The sequence below is a fragment of the Nocardioides terrae genome (assembly GCF_900112345.1).
GTDB classification, from domain to species: domain Bacteria; phylum Actinomycetota; class Actinomycetes; order Propionibacteriales; family Nocardioidaceae; genus Nocardioides; species Nocardioides terrae.
Window position 1 is genome coordinate 286,374 of record NZ_FOLB01000004.1, and the last position, 21,875, is coordinate 308,248.

The following is a 21,875-nucleotide window of genomic DNA, read 5'->3' on the forward strand; positions in this document are numbered from 1 at the left end:
GCGTGCGCTGCGGGCCTGCCGGGCCTGCCGACCGTCAGGCCAGCGCCAGCGGTACGGCGACGAGAACCGCCCACGCCAGCTCGGCCTTGCCGCTGGCCTGGAGCACGGGGATCAGCGCGCGACCGGCGGCGCCTGCGGCGACCGCGCGTGCCGCCCGGCCGGCGATGACGAGGAAGCCGAGGCCGAGCAGGGCCCACCAGGTCGTCGCGACCGCGACCGCGACCACCGCCGCAGCGGCGGCCGCGACCAGCAGCGCGTAGAGCGCACGGGTGCGTCCGTCGCCGAGCCTGACCGCGAGCGTGCGCTTCCCGGTGACGGCGTCGGTCGGGATGTCGCGCAGGTTGTTGGCCACGAGGATCCCGCAGGCGAGCGCGCCGATCCCGACCGCGGCGTAGAGGGCGGGCCACGACCACTGCTCGGCCTGCACGTAGTAGGTGCCGACGACGGCGACCAGGCCGAAGAAGACGAACACCATCACCTCGCCGAGGCCGGCGTACCCGTAGGGGCGCTTGCCGCCGGTGTAGTACCAGGCGGCCAGGATGCAGAGCACCCCGACCGCGACCAGCCACCAGGTGGTGCTGGCGGCCAGCGCGAGGCCGGCGAGGGCGGCGACGCCGAACGCCGCGAACGCCGCCCGTTTCACTGCCGACGGCGTGGCCAGCCGGGAGCCGGTCAGCCGCAGCGGGCCGACCCGCTCGTCATCGGTCCCACGGATCCCGTCGGAGTAGTCGTTGGCGTAGTTGACCGCCACCTGCAGCGCCAGCGCGACCACCAGGGCGAGCAGCGCCTTCCACCACACCAGCTGGTCGTCGTACGCCGCCACGCCGGTGCCCGCCAGGACCGGCGAGATCGCCGCCGGGAGCGTCTTCGGGCGCGCCCCCTCGAACCACTGCGCTGCTGTCGCCACGAGGGGTCATTCAACACCGGTCGCGTACCGATCGGGGCCAGTGGGGCCGTGGTGGCGGCCGGACGCCTCACGCGGCACGTGCTCCCCGATCGGTACGCCGCCCGACACCGATCGGGACACGTGTGGTCAGTGGGGCGCCAGATCGGCGTCTGTGGCCCCGTCAGCCCCGATCGGTACGCCGCCCGCCAGATACCGCTCCGCGGCACGGGCGGCGGGGCCGATGGCGACGGCCGAGGCGACCACGATGAGGGCGATGATGATCCAGCCGGGCGCACCGAGCGTCATGGCGAGGTAGGTGTAGACGGCCGGCGCCCAGACGTCGCCGAGGGTGTAGCCCAGCGACGAGACGCCCTGGTAGTCGCCGAGCCGGTCGGGGTCGGAGAGCTCGGCGACCAGCCCCCACATGCCCGCGGACTGGAAGAGCTCCGCGCCGGTCACGGTCACGTGGCCGACCCATACCAGCACGATGGTGACCCAGCCGGTCGTGTCATGGGTGACGAGGACGATGCCGCAGGAGAGCACGAAGCAGGCGGTGCCGCGGTACTGCGCCCGCAGGGACTCCTGCACCGTCGTCACGCCGCGGGCGGCAGCCACCTGCAGCAGCACCGCCAGCAGGGTGTTGGTGCCGAACAGCCACGCGAGCAGGACCCGCGGAGCGTCGGTCTCCTCGACCAGCCAGAGCGGGATGACGACGTTGAGCAGGACCTGGTGGGTGCCGAGGATGCCGTTGAAGATCGACATCAGCAGGAAGCCGCGGTTGCGCAGCGCGCTGCCCTTCTCGGCGGAGTGCTCCAGGGCCTGCTCGAGGACCGGCTCCGGCGCCGCGGGCTCGACCGTGAGCCGCGGCAGGCGCCACACCCAGACCGTGTTGGCGACCAGCAGCACTCCGGTCAGGATCGGCACGAGCTCCATCGCGGTGTCGGACTCGAAGGCCAGCGCCAGGCCGGCGAGCAGCGCACCCAGCGTGTAGCCGACGTTGCGCGCGGCCCGCATGAACGCCTGGGAGGCGACCCGCTTGTCGCGCGGGAAGATCGCGATCTGGTAGGCGCCGCGGCCCGAGCGCATGGTCTGCTCGACGACGCTCATCGCGGCCATCATCAGCAGGAACGCGACGAAGCCGTCGACCGCGGGCCAGAGGAAGTAGAGCGCCGCCTGGGCCGCCGCCATCGACACCCAGGCCTGCTTCGCGCCGAACCGATCGACCCAGCGGCCGGTCGGCACCGACGCCAGGAACTGCACACCTGCGCCGATGGACAGCCCCAACCCGACGTGCTGGGCGGAGAGGCCGACGAGCTGGGTGAAGTAGAACGCCGACCCGGTGAGGAACGCCCCGTCACCGAAGGCGGAGATGACCGACTGCAGGGCCAGTCGCCGGGTCAGCGAGTCCCGGGGCACGAGACCACGAAGCAGTCGGATCACTCGGTTCCTCTCGATTTATCTTGATGTCAAGATAGTGCCGTCGGCTGGGTGCCCGCAACCGGAGGCGCCTCGACGTTCGCCACGGGCGGCGCCGGGTCCGCCGGGTCCGCCGGGACGGCAGGGTCGGCGGGGAAGTGCTGACGAGCGAAGCGCTCCGCCACCACCGTCGACCGGCTCAGTCCCAGTGCGGCGACGACCGCGATCGCGCCGATGACCAGCCAGCCGATGTCGCCGACGGAGATCGCCAGCCAGGTGTAGAGCGCGGGCGCCCACCGGCCGCCGAGCGCCTGGAAGACCGAGCTGACGCCTTGGTACTCGCCCCGGCGCTGCGGGTCCATCAGGTCGGACTGGAACATCCACGACGCCCCCGAGATCGCCAGCTCGGCACCGGTGACGGTCACGTGACCCAGCCACACCAAGAAGATGGTCAGCCAGCCCACGGTCTCGTGGGTGAGCATCGTGATCAGGCAGGAGCCGACGAAGAAGCCGGTCGAGATCCAGACGAAGCGCATCGCGCCACGCAGGTCCTTCACGCCGCGCGATGTGTACGCCGGCAGGAAGATGCACAGCACCGTGTTGGTGCCGAACAGCCACGCCAGCAGCACCCGCGGGGCGTCGGTGGCTTCCACCAGCCAGAGCGGGATGACCACGTTGAGCAGGGCCTGGTTGGTCCACATCGTGCCGGTGAAGAAGGTGGTCGCGATCCAGCCGGGGTTGCGCCAGCCCGACGGCGTCGTGGGCGCCACGCGCGCCTCGCCCGAGGCGACCCTCAGGTCGTGAGGAGCGGCGGGCAGGCGGCTGATGAAGGTCGAGTTGAGCAGCATCATCGCGACGGCGACCAGCGGGGTCCACCGGATGACCTCGGTCGAGTCGAAGGCGAGCGCCGCGCCGCCGAGCAGCGCGCCCAGGGTGAAGCCGACGTTGAGCGAGGAGTACATGTAGGCCTGCGTCTCGACCCGCTCCTTCGGCTCGAAGACATCCAGTGTGTAGGCGTGCCGGGCGTTCTCCCCGAGGCAGTCGAAGAGCCCGACGAACAGCGCCACGACGACGTACTGCCCGAAGCCGTGGACGAACGGCAGGGCGAGGAAGCCGGCGGCCTGGCCGACCGCAGCGGTCGCCCACATGCGCTTGGGGCCGAACCGGTCGACGACCCTGCCGGCCGGGTAGGCGAAGACGAACTGCGCGAGGCCCGCGATGGTCAGGGCCAGGCCGGCCTTCGGGGCCGACATGCCGACGACCTGGGTGAGGAAGACCGCGCTGCCCGTGTTGAACGTCCCCTCGCCGGTCGAGAACAGCATCGACTGGAGCGCGAGCTGCCGCGAGAGCGGTGTCGGCGGGACCAGGCGCGCCAAGAAGCCCGGAACCGGGAGAGGGGAGGGCATAAGGTAAATCCCACCATGGCCGACTAGCGTTCGTCATGTGAATAACCCCGGCCCCGCGGCGGCTGACGTCATCGCCGCCGTCGACCGGTGGCTGGCCGCTCCGGGTGAGCCGGAGCCGTGGGTGGTGGAGACCTCGGGGTCGACCGGCCGGCCCAAGCGGGTGGTGCTGTCGCGGGGCGCGATGCTCGCCTCGGCGGAGGCCTCGGCCGCGCGCGTGGGCGGGTCCGGACCATGGCTGCTCGCGCTCCCGGCCTCCTACGTCGCCGGGCTCAACGTCATCGTCCGCGCACTGGTCGCCGGCCGTGCGCCGGTGGTGCTCGGCGGCTCGGTCGACTCCTTCGAGGCCGCCGCTGCGGCGGTCGGGGCGGGCGGGTTCGTCTCGCTCGTGCCGACGCAGCTGCACCGGCTGCTGGAGACGTCCGCGGCCGCGCTCGCCTCCTTCCACACGGTGCTGCTCGGCGGCGGGCCGATCGACCCGGCACTCCGCGCGCGGGCCGCCGCGGCCGGGGTGCGGGTGGTCGCCACCTACGGCTCGGCGGAGACCTGCGGGGGTTGCGTGTACGACGGCCTGCCGCTCGACGGCGTCGGGCTGGCGCTCGGCACCGACGGCCGGGTGCGGCTCTCCGGGCCGGTGCTCTTCGACGGGTACGACGGCGACCCGTCCCTCACGCGGGACGTGCTGGTCGACGGCTGGTTCCTGACCTCCGACGCCGGGCGTCTGGACGAGGACGGCCGGCTGCAGCTGCTCGGCCGGCTCGACGACATGGTCGTCACCGGCGGCATCAACGTGCCCGCTCCCGCCGTCGCCGCTCGGCTCCGGGCGCATCCTGCCGTGGCGGCCGCGGAGGTGCTCGGCGTACCCGACGAGGAGTGGGGCAACCGGCTCGTCGCCTTCGTGGTCCCCGCGTCCGCCCCACCGAACCTCGACGAGCTCCGGGAGTGGGTCGCCGCCGAGCGGCCGCGGTCCTGGGCGCCGCGTCAGCTGGTCACGCTCGACGAGATCCCGATGCTGCCCAACGGCAAGGCCGACCGGCTCCGGCTGAGGGAGCTCGCGGGCTGATGGAGACCCACGTCTGGTCCATCCCGATGGGCACGCGCTTCCGCGGCATCACCGTCCGCGAGGGGATGCTGATCCGGACCGACAGCGGCTGGGGCGAGTGGAGCCCGTTCCTCGACTACACCGAGCCGGCCGTCGTCGAGCCGTGGCTGCGCGCCGCCGAGGAGGCGGCCGCGGGGGACTGGCCGACGCCCGTGCGGACCACGGTCCCGGTCAACGTCACCGTCCCCGCGGTCGGGCCGGAGCAGGCCCACACGATCGTGACCCGCGGCGGCTGCCGGACCGCCAAGGTGAAGGTCGGCGAGCCCGGCCAGACGCTCGCCGACGACCTGGCCCGGGTCGAGGCGGTCCGTGACGCGCTCGGCCCGTCCGGCCGGGTGCGGGTCGACGTCAACGGGCTGTGGGACATCGACACCGCCGTGGCGAGCATCCCGGCGCTCGACCGCGCCTCCGGCGGCCTGGAGTACGTCGAGCAGCCGGTCGCCAGCGTCGAGGACCTCGCCCTGGTCCGCCGTCGCGTGGACGTCCCGATCGCCGCGGACGAGTCGATCCGGCGGGCCGCCGATCCCTATCGCGTCCGCGATCTCGAGGCCGCCGACATCGCCGTGCTGAAGGTGCAGCCGCTGGGCGGCGTACGCGCGTGCCTGCGGATCGCCGAGGAGATCGGCCTGCCCGTGGTGGTGTCGAGCGCGCTGGAGACCAGCGTCGGGATCGCGGCCGGCGTCGCGCTGGCCGCTGCGCTGCCCGACCTGCCCTACGCGTGCGGGCTCGCGACGGTGCAGCTGCTCACCGACGACGTCGTCGCCGAGCCGCTGCTGCCGGTCGACGGGCAGCTGCCCGTCGTGACGCCCACGATCGACACCGCGAAGCTGGCCGCGCTCGCCGCAGGGGACGCCAGGCGCTCCTCCTGGGCCGAGCGGCTCGCAGCGGTGAGAGAGTTCCGCTCATGAGCAGCACCGACCTCGCCCGCGGCGTCATCACCGCGCTGGTCGAGGCGGGTGTGCGCGAGGTCGTCCTCGCGCCCGGGAGCCGCAACGCGCCGCTCTCGTTCGCCGCCTACGACGCCGCGGCCGCCGGCCTGCTCCGGCTGCACAGCCGGGTCGACGAGCGCAGCGCCGGGTTCCTGGCCCTGGGGCTGACGAAGACCGGGTCACGGGCGGCGGTCATGTGCACCAGTGGGACCGCCGTCGCCAACCTGCACCCGGCGGCCCTCGAGGCCGCGCACTCGGGAGTCCGGCTGGTCGTGGTCACCGCCGACCGGCCCGAGCGGCTCTACGGCACCGGCGCCAACCAGACCACCGACCAGCACGGGATCCTCGGTCCGCTGGTACCCGGGCGCGCGCTGTCCGGCGTCGGTGACGTCGACGTCGACGGACTGTGGTCCGCGCCCGGGCCGCTGCACTGGAACGTCCACCTCGACGAGCCGCTGCTCCCGTCCGCCCCGTGGGAGGTGCCCGCGATCGAGGTCCGGGCCGAGGTGCAGCGCCCGGAGCCGCGCATCTTCGAGTCGATCGACCTGGGTCCTCGCACGGTCGTGGTGGCCGGCGACGACGCCGGTCCGCCCGCCCGGGTCCTGGCCGAGGCCGCCGGCTGGCCGCTGCTCGCCGAGCCGTCCAGCGGGTCGCGCACCGGCGAGAACGCGATCCGGACCTACCGGCTTCTCCTCGGCTCCCCGCTCGCCGAGCGGATCGAGCGGGTCGTCGTCTGCGGCCACCCGACGCTGTCCCGGCCGGTGAGCCGCCTCCTCGCGCGCGACGACGTCGAGGTCGTCGCCGGGCCGGTCCGCGGCGCCTGGGCCGAGCGCCCGTTCCCGGTCGACCGGCGCTTCATCACCCGGCTCCACGTCGGCGGCCTCGACGGCTCCGGCGCCGCCTCCGATCCGGAGTGGCTCGCCGCGTGGCGCGAGGCCGACACCGAGGTCGGCCGCCGGCTCGACGGCTTTCTGGCCGAGCAGACCGCGCTCACGCCGTACGCCGTCGCCGGTGCCGTCGCCCGCGCGCTGCCGCCCGGCGGACAGCTCGTCGTCGGTGCCTCGAACCCCATCCGCGACCTCGACCTGATGGTGCCGCGCTACGCCGTGGGCGCCCGCCGCAAGGTGCTCTCCAACCGCGGGCTGGCCGGCATCGACGGGGTGGTGTCCACCGCGATCGGCGCCGCCCTCGGCCGGGACTCGACCCGCGACCTGGCGCTGATGGGCGACGTGACCTTCCTGCACGACTCCAACGGGCTGGTGCTCGGGCCGGACGAGCCGCGGCCGGACCTGACCATCGTCGTGGTCAACGACGACGGCGGCTCGATCTTCGCGACCCTCGAGCAGGGCGCCGCGGTCCACGCGGACCGGTTCGAGCGACTCTTCGGCACACCGCACGGCGTCTCGATCGAGGCGCTCTGCGCGGCCACCCGGACGGCGTACACCCAGGCGACGAGCCTGCCCGCCCTCGAGCAGGCGCTGGCGATGCCCAACGGCGGCATCGAGGTGGTCGAGGCCGTGGTCGGACGCACGGACCGCCGGGCGCTTGACGAGCGGATCCGGGCCCTGGCCGCCTGGTGAGTGTCAGAGTGACCCCTGGGTCACTCTGACGCTCACGAGGCGGCGTGCCAGGCCGGGTCGCGTCCGATGAAGCCGACGAACCGCTCCTGCGCGGAGGCGTCGTCGGGAACGGGTACAGCCGGGCCGAACTGGCCGCTGCTGCGCAGCACCGCGTCCATCGGCTGCATCCCGGCCAGCGTCTGGGCGCTGCGCTCCTCGCCGAGGTCGAAGTCGGCGCCCAGCGCGCGGGCGAGGTCCCACGAGTGCATCCAGATGTCGGTCGTGTAGAACTGGTTGATCGCGACGGCCAGCGGCATCTCGCCCAGCATCGGGCTGGCGTAGACGACGTCGCCCTGCTCCTCCAGCACCCGCTGGACCTCGTCGGCGCGGGCGCGCCAGGCGGCCACCGGGTCCTCGGACACGGGGACGGGCGTCAGCTCGACGCCGGCACGGGACACGAAGCCCGGCAGCCACTCGACGAGGTGCCGGACGACGTCGCGCGCCGTCCAGCCCTCGACGGGGGCGGGGCGCGACCAGTCGTCGGCGGAGGCGGTCTCGGTCAGCGCGGCGAAGCGCTGGGCGTCGTGCGCGTGCTGCTCGGCAGGGCTCATGTCGGGACCGTACGTCGTCTCAGAGCCCGGTCGCCAGCAGGGCGTCGAGCTTCTCGTAGCCCTGGACGACGCCCGACTCCATGCCGCTGGCCAGGATCATGTCCCGGGTCTCGAAGGAGTCCACGACGCTCGTCGTCACCATGCGGGTCCGGCCGTCGGGCAGCTCCTCGAGCGTGAGCGTCTCGAGCGCGACGCCGTCCGGCTCACCCTCCCAGGTGAACGTCTGCACCGCCCGCTCCGGCGCGCGCAGGTCGTGGAAGCTCCCGAAGAACCCGGTCGCGAAGTCGTCCTCGGACCCGTCGGCCCGCCTCGCGGTGTAGGCCCAGGAGCCGCCGCGGCGGAGGTCCCACTGGGTGATCTCCATCTTGACGTCGCGTGGGCCCATCCACCGGGCCACGAGGTCGGGCTCGGTCATCGCCCGCCAGACGAGCTCGCGCGGTGCGTCGAACTCGCGGGTGATGGTGATCGTCGGGACGTCCTTCGACGCGCCGATCTTCGTCTCCTGCTGGGTGGTCGTGGTCATGATGCGTCCTCTTCCCTTGTCGGGTGCTGGTCCTGCTGCAGTTCGTCGAGGACGGCGTCCAGGCGCTGGAACCGCTCCTCGGCACGTCGGCGGTAGCGCTCGAGCCACTTCGTCATCAGGTCGAACACCTCCGCCTCGAGGTGGACCGGGCGGCGCTGGGCCTCCCGCCGGCGCGACACCAGGCCGGCCTCCTCGAGCACCTTCAGGTGCTTGGAGACCGCCTGCAGGCTCACGGCGTAGGGCTCGGCCAGCTCGCCGACCCCGGCGTCCCCGTCGGTGAGGCGGGCCACCATGTCGCGCCGGATGGGGTCGGCCAGCGCCGCGAACACCTGGGAGAGCCTGTCGTCGTCCATGTCCGTCCTCAACTCATCGGTTGAGTACGACCGTAGATCTCGATGAGGACTCCAGTCAACCGATCAGTTGAGAAAGGTGCAGGCACTAGGCTGACGAGCATGCGAATCACCAAGTTCGGACACGCCTGCGTCCGGCTCGAGCACGACGGGACCACGCTGGTCATCGACCCCGGGATGTTCACCGAGCCCGAGGCGCTCGACGGCGCCGACGGGGTGCTCATCACCCACGAGCACGCCGACCACTACCAGCCCGAGCTGCTCGCCCGCTCCGACGCGCCGGTCTTCACGATCGACGCGGTCGCCGCGAAGATCCGGGACGAGGCGCCCGACGTCGCCGAGCGCACCACGGTGGTCACGCCGGGGCAGTCCTTCGAAGTGGCCGGCGTCCCGGTCACCGCGACCGGTGAGCTGCACGCGGTCATCCACGAGGAGCTGCCCCGCTTCCACAACAGCGGCTACCGCATCGAGATGGGCGGTCAGCGGCTCTTCCACCCCGGCGACGCGATCACCGAGACCGACGTGGACGTCGACGTCCTCTTCGTGCCGGTCTCCGCGCCCTGGGCGGCGGCCCGCGAGCTGATCGACTATGCCCGCGCGGTGAAGGCGCCGCGCAACGTCGCGATCCACGACCGCATCTACTCCGAGGTCGGCTCGGGCATCTTCGACTCGCAGATCAACCGGTTCCTGTCGCAGGCCGGCCAGGAGTACTTCCGACTCGCGGACGGGCAGGACCTCTGACCATGTCGCTCTACGCCGTCACCTACGTCTACTCGCCCGACACCGAGGCGCTCGACCGGCTCCGGCCGGAGCACCGCGCGTTCCTCGCCGACCAGGACGGCCTGCTGCTCTCCGGCCCGACCGACGACAACGGCGCCCTCATCGTCTGGGAGGGCAAGTCGGTCGCCGAGATCGAGGAGACCCTCGACGAGGACCCGTTCTGGACCGCCGGCCTCATCACCGAGCGGGTGGTGGTCGGGTGGAACCCGATCCTCGGCCCGTGGCGCGAGACCCTCGACCTCTGAGTGGGGTCGGCTGAGCCGGTTCAGCTGAGCCGGCTCAGCCGCCGAGCGCGTCCCTGACCGGGACGAGCTTGGCCTGCGACTCGGCGAGCTCCGACGCGGGGTCGGACGAGCCGACCACGCCGCAGCCGGCGAAGAGTCGCACGGTCGGACCGGAGACCAGGGCGGAGCGCAGCGCGATGCCCCACTCGCCGTCGCCGGACGCGTCCATCCAGCCGACCGGCGCGGCGTAGCGGTCGCGCGACATCTGCTCCAGCTCGGCGATCAGCGTCACGGCCCGGTCGCGCGGGGTCCCGCCGACGGCCGCCGAGGGGTGCAGCGCGGCGGCGAGCTCGAGCGAGGTGATGCCGTCGTGCACGACGCCGGTGACGTCGGTGGCCAGGTGCATCACGTTGGGCAGGTGCAGGACGAACGGCGCCTCGGGGACGTTCATCGACGAGCAGTGCGGCTCGAGCGCGTCGGCGACCGACCGGACGGCGTACTCGTGCTCCTCGAGGTCCTTCGACGACCGCGAGAGTGCGCCCGCCAGCTCGGCGTCGCGGGTCTCGTCGCCGGTGCGGCGGATGGTGCCGGCCAGCACGCGCGAGGTGACCAGGCCGCGCTCGCGGCGCACGAGGAGCTCGGGGGTGGCACCGAAGAGGCCGTCGACGTGGAACGTCCAGCACATCGGGTACGACGACGCGAGCTGCGCGAGCGGCCAGCGGACGTCGACGGTCTCGCTGGCGGTGGCCAGCAGGTCGCGGGCGAGCACGACCTTCTCGAGCCGGCCGTCCTCGATCCGGGCGACGGCCTCGGCCACGGCGCTCATCCACTGCTCGCCGTCGAGCGCGCCGTCGGCGTAGGTCACCCCCATCGGGCGGGCGGGGGGCTCCGCGCGCGTCAGGGGCGGTGCGTCGAGGCTCGACCCGCGGCCGACGGTGGTCACCCAGGCGATGTCGCCGCGCCGCCCGACCACCACCGACGGGACGGTCAGCACCGAGGAGACGGCGGCGTCGTCGGCGAAGGCGAAGGAGCCGAACGCGATCAGCCCGGCGCCCGGCTCGCCGACCTCGTCGGTGACGTCGGCGTGACCGACGAGCTCGGTCCACCACTTGACGCCGTCGGCGAAGCGGGTCGGCCCCGTCGTACGGATGGAGGCCGCCGAACCCCAGCCCACCAGGCCCTCGCCGCGCCGGACCCAGGACAGCGGGGCGTCGGTGGGGAGGAGCGAGATCAGGTCGGCCGCGGCCTCTGCCGGCACGGCCACGGTGCGGGCGACGAGAGCGGACTGCACCGCCTCACATTAGCCGTACGCCGATGAGGATCGTGCTTGGGGGAGCCGGTAGCGTGGCCGCCCGTGAGCAACCGACGTGTCGTCCTGCCCGGGGTCATCCTCGGCGTCTTCGTGCTGGCGCTGGCCGCCGTCTTCGCCATCGTGCTGCCGAAGATCAGCGGCGAGTCGGACGACATCTCGCTGCCGGACCGGCTGCCGGGTGGCTACACCGCGACCGACCTGGCCTCGGCCTACAAGGACGCGCCCGGCGCGACCGACGACAAGGTCCAGCAGGCGTCGGCCAGCGAACGCTCGACCCGCTCCTACGGCGACAAGATGCTGAAGAAGGCCGGCGTGGTCGGGGTGACCCGCAACTACGTCAACAAGGACCTCTCCTCGCCGCTGGTCGTCCAGGCCTTCCGGGCCGAGGGCGGCGCGTTCGCGCCCTTCCAGTTCTCCGACCCGAAGACCGCCCAGGGCGGCAACGTGCAGACGCTCGTCCGCAAGGGCGACGTGCTCTGCATCCAGAACGGCTCGGCCGACGCCCAGGGCACCGTCCAGAACGCCTACGTCGAGTGCCAGAAGTCCGAGCACGGCCTGACCGTCCAGGTCACCAGCCCGCTCGCGCTGGAGAAGGCCGTCGCCGTCGTCAACGATGTCTTCGACGAAGTCGCCTGACGCCATGACCAGGGCCGAGCTCGACAAGCAGCCGGGCGACGTCCGTCGCATGTTCGACGCGGTCGCCCGCCGCTACGACCTCACCAACGACGTCCTCTCGCTCGGGCAGGACCGCCGCTGGCGCCGTGAGGTGTACGACGCCGTCGCACCGCAGCCGGGCGAGATGGTGCTCGACCTGGCGGCCGGGACCGGCACCTCCTCGCAGCCCTTCGCCGACGCGGGCGCCATGGTGGTGCCCTGCGACTTCTCCCTCGGCATGCTGACGGTGGGCAAGAAGGCGAAGCCGGCCCTGCCGTTCACGGCCGGTGACGGGACGCGGCTGCCCTTCGCCGACGCGACCTTCGACGCCGTCACGATCTCCTTCGGGCTGCGCAACATCGTCGACCCCCTCGCGGGCCTCACCGAGCTGCGCCGCGTCACCAAGCCCGGCGGCCGGCTGGTGGTCTGCGAGTTCAGCCACCCGACCAACCGCGCCTTCCGCACCGTCTACATGGAGTACCTCATGAAGACGCTGCCCCGGGTCGCCCGCGCCGTCTCGTCCGCGCCCGACGCCTACGTCTACCTGGCCGAGTCGATCCGCGCCTGGCCCGACCAGGAGGGCCTGGCCCGGATGATCCGAGAGGCCGGCTGGATCCACCCGCAGTGGCGCAACCTCTCCAGCGGCGTCGTCGCGCTGCACCGCGCCACCGCCTGAGGCACGTCGCCGACGCTGACGACGCGGTGGAAAGGCGCACCGGGTGCGCATTTCCACCGTGCTCGTAGCGACCTCGCGGAGAGCCCTGCAGGCAAGGGGGGACCCGCGCGTGACGCCGTGCCCGCAGAGTGGTAGGAATACCCGAAGGGCCTTTGTGATCCAGTTCACAAGATCACAAACGCGGGCAAGTGAACCTCGAGGGCTGGAAGGACGTCCTGGTGCACCTCTACACACCGGTGCTGGTGCTGATGGCACTCGCGACGCTGTTCGCGGTGGGCTCGGTGGTGATGTCGAGCCAAGTCGGCCCGAAGCGCTACAACCGAGCCAAGCTGGACTCCTACGAGTGCGGCATCGAGCCGACGCCGCACCCCATCGGAGGCGGCCGCTTCCCGGTGAAGTACTACATCACCGCGATGCTCTTCATCGTCTTCGACATCGAGATCATCTTCCTCTACCCGTTCGCGGTCTACTTCGACTCGCTCCGCTTCTTCGGGCTGGTCGAGATGGCCATCTTCATCGCCACCGTCTTCCTCGCGTTCGCCTACGTGTGGAAGCGCGGCGGGCTCGACTGGGACTGAGAGCAACCACATGGGCATCGAAGAGAAGCTGCCGTCGGGGGTCCTCCTCACGACCGTCGAGGGCGTCGCCGGCTACATGCGCAAGGCCAGCTTCTGGCCGGCCACCTTCGGCCTGGCCTGCTGCGCCATCGAGATGATGACGTCCGGCGGGCCGAAGTACGACCTCGCGCGGTTCGGCATGGAGGTCTTCCGGGCCAGCCCGCGCCAGGCCGACCTGATGATCGTCGCCGGCCGGGTCAGCCAGAAGATGGCGCCGGTCCTGCGCCAGATCTACGACCAGATGCCCGAGCCCAAGTGGGTGCTGGCGATGGGCGTGTGCGCGTCCTCCGGCGGCATGTTCAACAACTACGCGATCGTCCAGGGCGTCGACCACGTCGTCCCCGTCGACATGTACCTCCCCGGCTGTCCGCCCCGCCCGGAGATGCTCATCGACGCGATCCTCAAGCTGCACGACCAGGTCCAGCACAGCAAGCTCGGCGTCAACCGCGTCAAGGAGATCGAGCAGCAGGAGAACGACGCCCTTGCGGCGCTCCCGACCTCCAACATGAAGGGGCTGCTGCGATGACGGAGAGCAACGTCCCCGACAACCGGCCCGACAACGTCCCGGACGAGACGCCGGAGCTGGTCGCCGAGGGCCAGGAGCAGATCGGCACCCGCGAGGGGATGTTCGGCGTCCGGGGCACCGGCGACACGTCCGGCTTCGGCGGCCTGGTCCGGCCGGTCCTCTTCCCGGCGCCGGCCAAGGCGCCGTACGGCGGCTGGTACGACGAGGTCGCCGGCGCGTTGGAGGCGGCCGAGCCGAGCGTGGTCATCGACCGCGGCGAGATCACCTTCCACGTGCGCCGCGAGGACCTGGTGACCGTGGCGCGGATCCTGCGCGACAAGCTGAGCTTCGAGTTCTGCTCCGGTGTCAACGGGGTGCACTACCCCGAGGACGCCGGCAAGGAGCTGCACGCGGTCTACCACCTGCTCTCGATGACCCACAACCGCCGGATCCGGCTGGAGACGAGCGCCCCCGACGCCGACCCGCACCTGCCGAGCCTGGTGTCGGTCTACCCGACGCTCGACTGGCACGAGCGGGAGACCTACGACATGTTCGGGCTGGTCTTCGACGGCCACCCGGCCCTCACCCGCATCCTCATGCCCGACGACTGGCCGGGCCACCCGCAGCGCAAGGACTACCCGCTCGGCGGCATCCCGGTGGAGTACAAGGGCGCGTCCATCCCGCCGCCGGACACGCGGAGGAGCTACTCATGACCACCACGAACGACTACGGCTTCGACACCTCCGAGGGCCGCGTCTTCACGGTCTCCGGGCAGGACTGGGACCAGCTCACCGACCAGCTCGGTGAGGCCGCCGACGAGCGCATCGTCGTCAACATGGGTCCGCAGCACCCGTCGACCCACGGCGTGCTGCGGCTCATCCTCGAGCTCGAGGGCGAGACGGTCACCGAGGCCCGCGCGGGCATCGGCTACCTGCACACCGGCATCGAGAAGAACATGGAGTACCGCTCCTGGGTGCAGGGCGTCACGTTCTGCACCCGGATGGACTACCTCGCGCCGCTGCACAACGAGGCGACGTACTCCCTCGGCGTCGAGCGGCTCCTCGGCATCGAGGACGACGTGCCGGAGAAGGCGCAGGTCATGCGCGTCCTCCTCATGGAGCTCAACCGGATCTCCTCGCACCTGGTCGCCATCGCGACCGGCGGCATGGAGATCGGTGCGCTGACCGTGATGACGATCGGCTTCCGCGAGCGCGAGCTGGTGCTGGACCTCTTCGAGCTGATCACCGGGCTGCGCATGAACCACGCGTTCATCCGCCCCGGCGGCGTCGCGCAGGACCTCCCGCCCGGTGCGCTGGAGGAGATCCGCGGCTTCGTCGAGCTGATGAAGAAGCGCCTGCCGGAGTACGCCGACCTCTGCAACGCCAACCCGATCTTCCGCGCCCGCCTGGAGAACGTCGGCGTGCTCGACCTCGAGGGCTGTGTCGCCCTCGGCCTCACCGGCCCCGTCCTCCGCTCGACCGGCTATCCGTGGGACCTGCGCAAGACGCAGCCCTACTGCGGCTACGAGGACTACGAGTTCGACGTCCAGACCTGGGACACCGCCGACGCCTACGGCCGCTTCCGGATCAGGCTGGGCGAGATGTGGGAGTCGCTGCGCATCGTGGAGCAGGCCGCCGACCGGCTGGCCAAGCTCGAGGGCGCGCCCATCATGGTCGCCGACAAGAAGATCGCCTGGCCCTCGCAGCTGGCGATCGGGTCCGACGGCATGGGCAACAGCCTCGACCACATCCGCCACATCATGGGGGAGTCGATGGAGGCGCTGATCCACCACTTCAAGCTGGTGACCGAGGGCTTCCGCGTCCCGGCCGGCCAGGCCTACGTGCCGATCGAGGGGCCGCGCGGCGAGCTCGGCGCCCACATCGTCTCCGACGGCGGCACCCGCCCCTACCGGGTCCACTTCCGCGACCCGTCCTTCACGAACCTGCAGGCGACCAGCGTGATGAGCGAGGGCGGCATGGTCGCCGACGTCATCGTCGCGATCGCCTCCATCGACCCCGTGATGGGAGGAGTCGACAGATGAGCATCGACCAGTCGACGTACGACGAGCTGAGGGAGATCGCCGCCCGCTACCCGCAGGCGCGCAGCGGCCTGCTGCCGATGCTCCACCTGGTGCAGAGCGTCGAGGGTCGGGTGACGCCCGAGGGCATCCAGGCGTGCGCGGACGTGCTCGGCCTCACCGAGGCCGAGGTCAGCGGCGTCGCGACGTTCTACACGATGTACAAGCGGCGCCCGGTCGGCGACTACCTCGTCGGCGTCTGCACCAACACGCTGTGTGCGGTGATGGGCGGCGACGCGATCTTCGAGCGGCTCAAGGACCACCTCGACGTCGGCAACGACGAGACGACGGCCGACGGGAAGATCACCCTGGAGCACGTCGAGTGCAACGCGGCCTGCGACTACGCGCCGGTCGTGATGGTCAACTGGGAGTTCGTCGACAACCAGACCCCGTCCTCGGCCGTGGAGCTCGTCGACGACCTGCGCAACGGCGTCGAGCGACACTCCACCCGCGGCCCGCGGCTGTGCACCTGGCGCCAGGCGGAGCGGGTCCTGGCCGGCTTCAACGACGGCCTCGCCGACGAGGGCCCCTCGGCCGGGGCGCCGTCGCTCGCCGGCCTGACGATCGCCAACGAGAACGACTGGAAGGCGCCGTCCGGTGACTGACACCTTGACCCCCGTCCTCACCGCCAACTGGGCCGACGACCGTTCCTGGACCCTGCCGTCGTACGCCGCCCGGGGCGGCTACGCCGCGCTTGACAAGGCGCTGGGCATGGCCCCGGACGAGGTGATCACCGCCGTCAAGGACGCCGGCCTGCGGGGCCGCGGCGGCGCCGGCTTCCCGACCGGCATGAAGTGGTCGTTCATCCCGCAGGACAACCCGAACCCGAAGTACCTCGTCGTCAACGCCGACGAGTCCGAGCCCGGGACGTGCAAGGACATCCCGCTGATGATGGCCTCGCCGCACACGCTCGTCGAGGGCGTGATCATCAGCTCCTACGCGATCCGCGCCAAGGTCGCCTTCATCTACGTCCGCGGCGAGGTGCTCCACGTGATCCGCCGCCTGCAGGCGGCCGTCGCGGAGGCCTACGCGGCCGGCCACCTCGGCCAGAACATCCACGGGTCGGGCTACGACCTCGACCTCGTGGTGCACGCGGGCGCGGGCGCCTACATCTGTGGTGAGGAGACGGCGCTGCTCGACTCCCTCGAGGGCCGTCGCGGCCAGCCGCGGCTGCGCCCGCCGTTCCCGGCGGTCGAGGGTCTCTACGCGAGCCCGACGGTGATCAACAACGCCGAGTCGATCGCCTCGGTGCCGTCGATCATCGCCAACGGCCCCGGCTGGTTCGCCGGCATGGGCACGGAGAAGTCCAACGGCTTCGGGATCTTCTCGCTCTCCGGCCACGTCACCCGGCCGGGCCAGTACGAAGCGCCGCTCGGGATCACCCTGCGCCAGCTGCTCGACCTCGCCGGCGGCGTCCGCGAGGCGCCCAATGGGCAGGCACGGGAGCTGAAGTTCTGGACCCCCGGCGGGTCGTCGACGCCGCTGTTCACGGCCGAGCACCTCGACGTACCCCTCGACTTCGAGTCCGTCGGCGCGGCCGGCTCCATGCTCGGCACCCGCGCGCTGCAGATCTTCGACGAGACCGTCTGCGTCGTCCGGGCCGTGCTGCGCTGGACGGAGTTCTACAAGCACGAGTCGTGCGGCAAGTGCACGCCGTGCCGCGAGGGCACGTGGTGGCTGGTCCAGGTCCTCGCCCGGCTGGAGGCCGGGCAGGGCAGCGCCGAGGACCTCGACCTGCTGCTCGACCAGTGCGACAACATCCTGGGCCGCTCGTTCTGCGCCCTCGGTGACGGTGCCACCAGCCCGATCACCAGCTCCATCAAGTACTTCCGGGACGAGTACCTCGCCCACCTCGAGCAGGGCGGCTGCCCGTTCGACCCCGCGAAGTCGACGCTCTTCGAGGAGGTGCCCGCATGACCGCGGAGATGGAGAAGTCCGATCTCGTCTCGCTGACCATCGACGGCGTCGAGGTCAGCGTCCCTGCGGGCACGCTGGTCATCCGCGCCGCCGAGCAGGCGGGCATCCAGATCCCGCGGTTCTGCGACCACCCGCTGCTCGCGCCCGTCGGCGCCTGCCGCCAGTGCCTGGTCGACGTCCCCGACGCGGGCAACGGCCGTGGCTTCCCCAAGCCGCAGGCCTCCTGCACCATCCCGGTCGCCGAGGGGATGGTCGTCTCGACCGTCAACGAGACCGCGGCCAAGGCGCAGACCGGGATCATGGAGTTCCTCCTGATCAACCACCCGCTGGACTGCCCGGTCTGCGACAAGGGCGGCGAGTGCCCGCTGCAGAACCAGGCGATGTCCAACGGCCGCGGCGAGTCGCGCTTCGCCGCGACCGGCGGCGTCAAGCGGACCTTCCCCAAGCCGATCCACCTCTCGCCCAACGTGCTGCTCGACCGTGAGCGGTGCATCGTGTGCCAGCGCTGCACGCGGTTCTCCGACGAGATCGCCGGGGACCCGTTCATCGCGCTGGTCGAGCGCGGCGCGCAGCAGCAGATCGGCATCGCCGAGAACGCGCCGTTCCTCTCCTACTTCTCCGGCAACACGATCCAGATCTGCCCGGTCGGGGCGCTGACCAGCGAGGAGTACCGCTTCCGCGCCCGCCCCTTCGACCTCGTCTCCACGCCGGGCGTCACCGAGCACGACGCCAGCGGCGCCGCCATCCGCGTCGACCACCGGCGCGGCAAGGTCGTGCGGCGGCTCGCGGGCGACGACCCGGAGGTCAACGAGGAGTGGATCACCGACAAGGACCGCTTCGGCTTCGCCTACCTCTACGCCGACGACCGGATCACCTACCCCCGCATCCGTGAGGACGGCGAGCTGCGGCCGGCGTCCTGGCTGGAGGCGTTCGAGGTGGCCGCGCGCGGCCTCGCTCGCTGCTCCGGCGGGGCCGGCGGCGTCGGCGTACTGCCCGGTGGACGGCTGACGCTCGAGGACGCCCGTGCCTACGCGGCGTTCGCCCGCGAGAGCCTCGGCACCGAGGATGTCGACTTCCGCTCGCGCCCGCTCTCGGCCGAGGAGGCCGCCTTCCTCGAGCGGCACGTCAAGGGCACCGGGCCCGGTGATCAGGGGGCGGTCACGTACGCCGACCTCGAGACCGCCCCGGTGGTGGTGCTCGCCGGCCTGGAGCCCGAGGACGAGGCCGGTACGGTCTTCCTGCGGCTGCGCAAGTCGGTCCGCGCCGGCGGCACCCGCGTCATCGCGCTCTCACCGTTCACCACCCGCGGCCTGGCCAAGCTGTCGGCCACCGTCGTGCCGACCGCGCCGGGTGACGAGGCCGACGCCCTCTCCTCGCTGCTGGGCCACGCCGACCACGGCATCGACCACCGCGCGGTGATCCTCGTCGGCGAGCGCCTGGCGACAGCGCCCGGCGCGTACGCCGCCGCGGCCGACCTGGCCGCGAAGTCCGGCGCCCGGCTGGCCTGGGTCCCGCGCCGCGCCGGCGACCGCGGCGCCGTCGAGGCCGGCCTGCTGCCGGCCGCGGGCGGTCGTGACGCCGACGCGATCGTGGGCGCGGTGCTCTCCGGTGAGCTCGCCGGGCTCGTCGTCGGCGGCGTCGACCCCGACGACACCAGCGACCCGGCCGCCTTCCACGCCGCGCTGGAGGCCGCGGAGTTCGTCGTCAGCCTCGAGCTGCGCGAGACCGACGTGACCCGGGTGGCCGACGTGGTCCTCCCCGTCGCGCCGATCACCGACCGGGCCGGCACCTTCGTCAACTGGGAGGGCCGGGAGCGGCCGTTCCCGCAGACCTTCCGGAACCCCGCCAGCTTCACCGACGCCCGGATCCTCGCGGGGATCGGCGAGGAGCTCGAGCGGATCGTCGCCGAGCCGGCCTCGGCGGCGCACGAGGAGGACGTCGCGGCGGCGCGGCTGCGCCGGATGGTGCTCGCCGCGCAGCGGCACGGCACGGCCGCTGGTTTCGTGACAGGCGCCGGTGCCCCTTCCTCGACCAGCGAAGGGGCCCACGTGGCCGGCGGAGTCCATGCGGCCACCACTGACACCGATTCCGATGGTCGAGGAGCGAGCACCAGCGAGCGTATCGAGACCACGGCCACCTTCAAGCTGGCCACCTGGAAGCTCCTGCTCGACAACGGCGTGATGCAGCAGGGCGACAAGGCGCTCGCCGCGACGGCCCGCCCGCCGGTCGCGATCCTGAGCCCCGCGAGCTTCGCCCGGCTCGGGGCGATGGTCACCGTCACCGGAGACCGCGGCTCGGTGACCGTGCCCGCCGGCTCCGCCGTCGACCTGCCCGACGACGTGGTCTGGCTGCCGGCCAACTCGACCGGCCGCGGTCTGCTCGCCGACGTCGCCAGCCCCGGCTCCCGTGTGGAGGTCACGAATGCTTGACGAGTTCGGCCACGACCCGTGGTGGGTCATCGGCTTGAAGGTCATCCTGGTCTTCGCGGTCCTGGTGCTGCTGACCCTCTTCAACATCTGGTGGGAGCGCCGGGTGGTGGCCCGGATGCAGCACCGCATCGGCCCCAACGTGCACGGCCCCTTCGGCCTGCTCCAATCCCTCGCCGACGGCGTGAAGCTGGCGCTGAAGGAGGACATCATCCCCAAGGCGGCCGACAAGGTCGTCTACCTGATCGCGCCGGTCATCGTGGTCGTCCCGGCCTTCGTGACGTTCTCGGTCATCCCGTTCGGGCCCGTCGTCAACTTCTTCGGCCACCGGACGCCGCTGCAGCTCACCGACATGCCCGTGGCCGTCCTCTTCGTGATGGCGATCGCGAGCATCGGCATCTACGGCATCGTCCTCGGCGGCTGGGCCTCCGGGTCGACGTACTCCCTGCTCGGCGGTCTGCGCTCCAGCGCCCAGATGATCTCCTACGAGGTCGCCATGGGCCTGAGCCTCGTCGCGGTGTTCCTGTACGCCGGCAGCCTGTCGACCAGCGAGATCGTCGCCGCGCAGGACGACTGGTGGTTCGGACTGACGCTGGCGCCGAGCTTCGTCATCTACTGCATCGCGATGGTCGGTGAGACCAACCGGGCGCCGTTCGACCTCCCCGAGGCCGAGGGCGAGCTGGTCGGCGGCTTCCACACCGAGTACTCCAGCCTCAAGTTCGCGCTCTTCTTCCTGGCCGAGTACATCAACATGGCCACGGTCTCCGCGCTCGCGACCACGCTCTTCCTCGGCGGCTGGCACGTGCCGTTCTGGATCGACCACGTCTGGGCGGGTGCGAACCAGGACTACTGGCCGCTGCTGTGGTTCTTCGGGAAGATGTTCTTCTTCATCTTCATCTTCATCTGGCTGCGCGGCTCGCTGCCGCGGCTGCGCTACGACCAGTTCATGGCGCTCGGGTGGAAGGTGCTCATCCCGGTCAGCCTGGTCTGGCTGCTCGCGGTCGCCACCGTCAAGGCGATCCAGCTCGACGGCGGCCTGGACCGGCCGACGCTGCTGATCGTGCTCGGCGTCCTCGTCGCGGCGCTGCTGGTCGTCACGTTCTGGCCCACGACCGGGCAGAAGGCGACCGACGAGGCCGACGTACCCGCGTCGCCCAGGCCGCGACCCGGCGCCTTCCCGACCCCGTCCCTGCCCGCCGGTGGCGCCGTCCGCGGCGCCGCCCAGCCGCTGGTGTTCCGGACGGGCCCGACCATCGAGACGGCGGGCTCGACCAGCGAGATGACCGGCTCAGTCGTTCACGAGGAGGCCTGATGACGCTCAAGGAGAGCCTGTGGGACCCGGTCGCCGGGTTCGGGGTGACCTTCCGGACGATGTTCCGCAAGGTGGTGACCGAGCAGTACCCCTTCGAGAAGCAGCCGACCGCGCCGCGCTTCCACGGACGGCACCAGCTCAACCGCTGGCCGGACGGCCTGGAGAAGTGCATCGGGTGCGAGCTCTGCGCCTGGGCCTGCCCCGCCGACGCGATCTACGTCGAGGGCGCCTCCAACTCGCCGGACGAGCGGTTCAGCCCGGGTGAGCGCTACGGCCGCGTCTACCAGATCAACTACCTGCGCTGCATCCTGTGCGGGCTGTGCATCGAGGCGTGCCCGACCCGTGCGCTGACGATGACCAACGAGTACGAGCTGGCCGACGACAACCGGGCCGACCTCATCTACGAGAAGTCCGACCTGCTGGCGCCGCTGCTGCCCGGCATGGAGCAGCCGCCGCACGCCATGCGGCTCTCCGACGACGAGGGCGACTACTACCGCGGCACCTACGCCAACCCGCAGTTCGCGGCCGACTTCGCCGCCCGTCGGGCCGAGGGCGCGGGGGCTTCGGAGTGATCACCCCATTCGAATGCTCGCTTC

Annotated in this window: 23 protein-coding genes; 16 read left to right on the top strand and 7 right to left on the bottom strand. The window is 71.8% G+C overall.

Annotated elements, in window-relative coordinates:
- Window positions 1–34: 34 nt before the first annotated feature.
- From BM236_RS07770 to BM236_RS07780, 3 genes are all read right to left on the bottom strand, one after another.
- Window positions 35–907 (bottom strand): 1,4-dihydroxy-2-naphthoate polyprenyltransferase, encoded by an 873-nt coding sequence (locus BM236_RS07770; RefSeq protein ID WP_091122140.1) that lies wholly within the window; start codon window positions 905–907, stop codon window positions 35–37.
- Window positions 908–1,033: 126 nt separating this feature from the next.
- Complete coding sequence (locus BM236_RS07775) at window positions 1,034–2,326, bottom strand: MFS transporter (protein WP_091122143.1); 1,293 nt, start codon at window positions 2,324–2,326, stop codon at window positions 1,034–1,036.
- A gap of 26 nt (window positions 2,327–2,352) precedes the next feature.
- Window positions 2,353–3,708, bottom strand: a complete 1,356-nt coding sequence (locus BM236_RS07780; protein ID WP_091122144.1) for an MFS transporter — start codon at window positions 3,706–3,708, stop codon at window positions 2,353–2,355.
- A 37-nt stretch (window positions 3,709–3,745) separates the two neighbouring features.
- Between BM236_RS07780 and BM236_RS07785 the strand changes: the two genes are divergently transcribed.
- Genes BM236_RS07785 through menD form a run of 3 tightly spaced genes read left to right on the top strand, consistent with a single transcriptional unit; the run spans window position 3,746 to window position 7,316 of the window.
- The gene (locus BM236_RS07785) at window positions 3,746–4,768 is read left to right on the top strand and encodes an AMP-binding protein (protein ID WP_091122147.1); all 1,023 of its coding nucleotides are present in this window, start codon (window positions 3,746–3,748) and stop codon (window positions 4,766–4,768) included.
- On the top strand, window positions 4,768–5,715 hold the full coding sequence (locus BM236_RS07790) for an o-succinylbenzoate synthase (protein WP_091122148.1): 948 nt from the start codon (window positions 4,768–4,770) through the stop codon (window positions 5,713–5,715). Before BM236_RS07785 ends, BM236_RS07790 begins: the two co-directional genes overlap by 1 nt.
- Complete coding sequence (gene menD / locus BM236_RS07795; RefSeq protein WP_091122151.1) at window positions 5,712–7,316, top strand: 2-succinyl-5-enolpyruvyl-6-hydroxy-3-cyclohexene-1-carboxylic-acid synthase; 1,605 nt, start codon at window positions 5,712–5,714, stop codon at window positions 7,314–7,316. Before BM236_RS07790 ends, menD begins: the two co-directional genes overlap by 4 nt.
- Before the next feature lie 32 nt (window positions 7,317–7,348).
- Here the strand turns inward: menD and BM236_RS07800 are convergent, their stop codons facing one another.
- Genes BM236_RS07800 through BM236_RS07810 form a run of 3 tightly spaced genes read right to left on the bottom strand, consistent with a single transcriptional unit; the run spans window position 7,349 to window position 8,782 of the window.
- Window positions 7,349–7,906, bottom strand: coding sequence for a TIGR03086 family metal-binding protein (locus tag BM236_RS07800; protein WP_091122154.1), 558 nt, complete (start codon window positions 7,904–7,906; stop codon window positions 7,349–7,351).
- A gap of 19 nt (window positions 7,907–7,925) precedes the next feature.
- A complete protein-coding gene (locus tag BM236_RS07805; protein ID WP_091122156.1) occupies window positions 7,926–8,429 on the bottom strand; it encodes an SRPBCC family protein in 504 nt (167 codons plus the stop codon).
- Window positions 8,426–8,782, bottom strand: a complete 357-nt coding sequence (locus tag BM236_RS07810; protein ID WP_091122159.1) for an ArsR/SmtB family transcription factor — start codon at window positions 8,780–8,782, stop codon at window positions 8,426–8,428. The genes BM236_RS07805 and BM236_RS07810 overlap by 4 nt, the downstream gene beginning before the upstream one ends.
- 99 nt (window positions 8,783–8,881) lie before the next feature.
- Here BM236_RS07810 and BM236_RS07815 point away from each other — a divergent pair, with 99 nt between their 5' ends.
- On the top strand, window positions 8,882–9,520 hold the full coding sequence (locus BM236_RS07815) for an MBL fold metallo-hydrolase (protein WP_091122160.1): 639 nt from the start codon (window positions 8,882–8,884) through the stop codon (window positions 9,518–9,520).
- A gap of 2 nt (window positions 9,521–9,522) precedes the next feature.
- The gene (locus BM236_RS07820) at window positions 9,523–9,804 is read left to right on the top strand and encodes a YciI family protein (RefSeq protein ID WP_091122163.1); all 282 of its coding nucleotides are present in this window, start codon (window positions 9,523–9,525) and stop codon (window positions 9,802–9,804) included.
- Between the two features lie 34 nt (window positions 9,805–9,838).
- Here BM236_RS07820 and BM236_RS07825 read toward each other — a convergent pair whose 3' ends face one another.
- Complete coding sequence (locus BM236_RS07825) at window positions 9,839–11,074, bottom strand: isochorismate synthase (RefSeq protein WP_091122164.1); 1,236 nt, start codon at window positions 11,072–11,074, stop codon at window positions 9,839–9,841.
- Between the two features lie 63 nt (window positions 11,075–11,137).
- Here BM236_RS07825 and BM236_RS07830 point away from each other — a divergent pair, with 63 nt between their 5' ends.
- The 11 genes from BM236_RS07830 (at window position 11,138) to nuoI (ending at window position 21,851) form a co-directional block, all read left to right on the top strand.
- Window positions 11,138–11,731: a hypothetical protein gene (locus BM236_RS07830; RefSeq protein WP_091122167.1), complete on the top strand. Its 594-nt coding sequence runs from the start codon at window positions 11,138–11,140 to the stop codon at window positions 11,729–11,731.
- A 4-nt stretch (window positions 11,732–11,735) separates the two neighbouring features.
- Window positions 11,736–12,425, top strand: coding sequence for a demethylmenaquinone methyltransferase (locus BM236_RS07835; RefSeq protein ID WP_091122168.1), 690 nt, complete (start codon window positions 11,736–11,738; stop codon window positions 12,423–12,425).
- 218 nt (window positions 12,426–12,643) lie between these two features.
- Window positions 12,644–13,003 (top strand): NADH-quinone oxidoreductase subunit A, encoded by a 360-nt coding sequence (locus tag BM236_RS07840; protein WP_091122274.1) that lies wholly within the window; start codon window positions 12,644–12,646, stop codon window positions 13,001–13,003.
- A gap of 10 nt (window positions 13,004–13,013) precedes the next feature.
- The gene (locus tag BM236_RS07845) at window positions 13,014–13,568 is read left to right on the top strand and encodes a NuoB/complex I 20 kDa subunit family protein (RefSeq protein ID WP_091122171.1); all 555 of its coding nucleotides are present in this window, start codon (window positions 13,014–13,016) and stop codon (window positions 13,566–13,568) included.
- Complete coding sequence (locus BM236_RS07850; RefSeq protein ID WP_091122173.1) at window positions 13,565–14,260, top strand: NADH-quinone oxidoreductase subunit C; 696 nt, start codon at window positions 13,565–13,567, stop codon at window positions 14,258–14,260. The genes BM236_RS07845 and BM236_RS07850 overlap by 4 nt, the downstream gene beginning before the upstream one ends.
- Window positions 14,257–15,588, top strand: a complete 1,332-nt coding sequence (locus tag BM236_RS07855; RefSeq protein ID WP_091122175.1) for an NADH-quinone oxidoreductase subunit D — start codon at window positions 14,257–14,259, stop codon at window positions 15,586–15,588. The genes BM236_RS07850 and BM236_RS07855 overlap by 4 nt, the downstream gene beginning before the upstream one ends.
- Window positions 15,585–16,229 carry an NADH-quinone oxidoreductase subunit NuoE gene (gene nuoE, locus BM236_RS07860; RefSeq protein ID WP_091122177.1) on the top strand — a complete coding sequence of 215 codons (645 nt, stop codon included), beginning with the start codon at window positions 15,585–15,587 and terminating at the stop codon, window positions 16,227–16,229. The genes BM236_RS07855 and nuoE overlap by 4 nt, the downstream gene beginning before the upstream one ends.
- Window positions 16,222–17,541, top strand: coding sequence for an NADH-quinone oxidoreductase subunit NuoF (gene nuoF / locus BM236_RS07865; RefSeq protein ID WP_091122180.1), 1,320 nt, complete (start codon window positions 16,222–16,224; stop codon window positions 17,539–17,541). The genes nuoE and nuoF overlap by 8 nt, the downstream gene beginning before the upstream one ends.
- On the top strand, window positions 17,538–19,970 hold the full coding sequence (locus BM236_RS07870) for an NADH-quinone oxidoreductase subunit G (protein WP_091122182.1): 2,433 nt from the start codon (window positions 17,538–17,540) through the stop codon (window positions 19,968–19,970). The genes nuoF and BM236_RS07870 overlap by 4 nt, the downstream gene beginning before the upstream one ends.
- The gene (nuoH, locus tag BM236_RS07875) at window positions 19,963–21,279 is read left to right on the top strand and encodes an NADH-quinone oxidoreductase subunit NuoH (RefSeq protein WP_091122184.1); all 1,317 of its coding nucleotides are present in this window, start codon (window positions 19,963–19,965) and stop codon (window positions 21,277–21,279) included. Before BM236_RS07870 ends, nuoH begins: the two co-directional genes overlap by 8 nt.
- Entirely contained in the window at window positions 21,279–21,851 is a 573-nt protein-coding gene (nuoI, locus tag BM236_RS07880; protein WP_091122187.1) for an NADH-quinone oxidoreductase subunit NuoI, read from the top strand. Before nuoH ends, nuoI begins: the two co-directional genes overlap by 1 nt.
- Window positions 21,852–21,875: the final 24 nt, after the last annotated feature.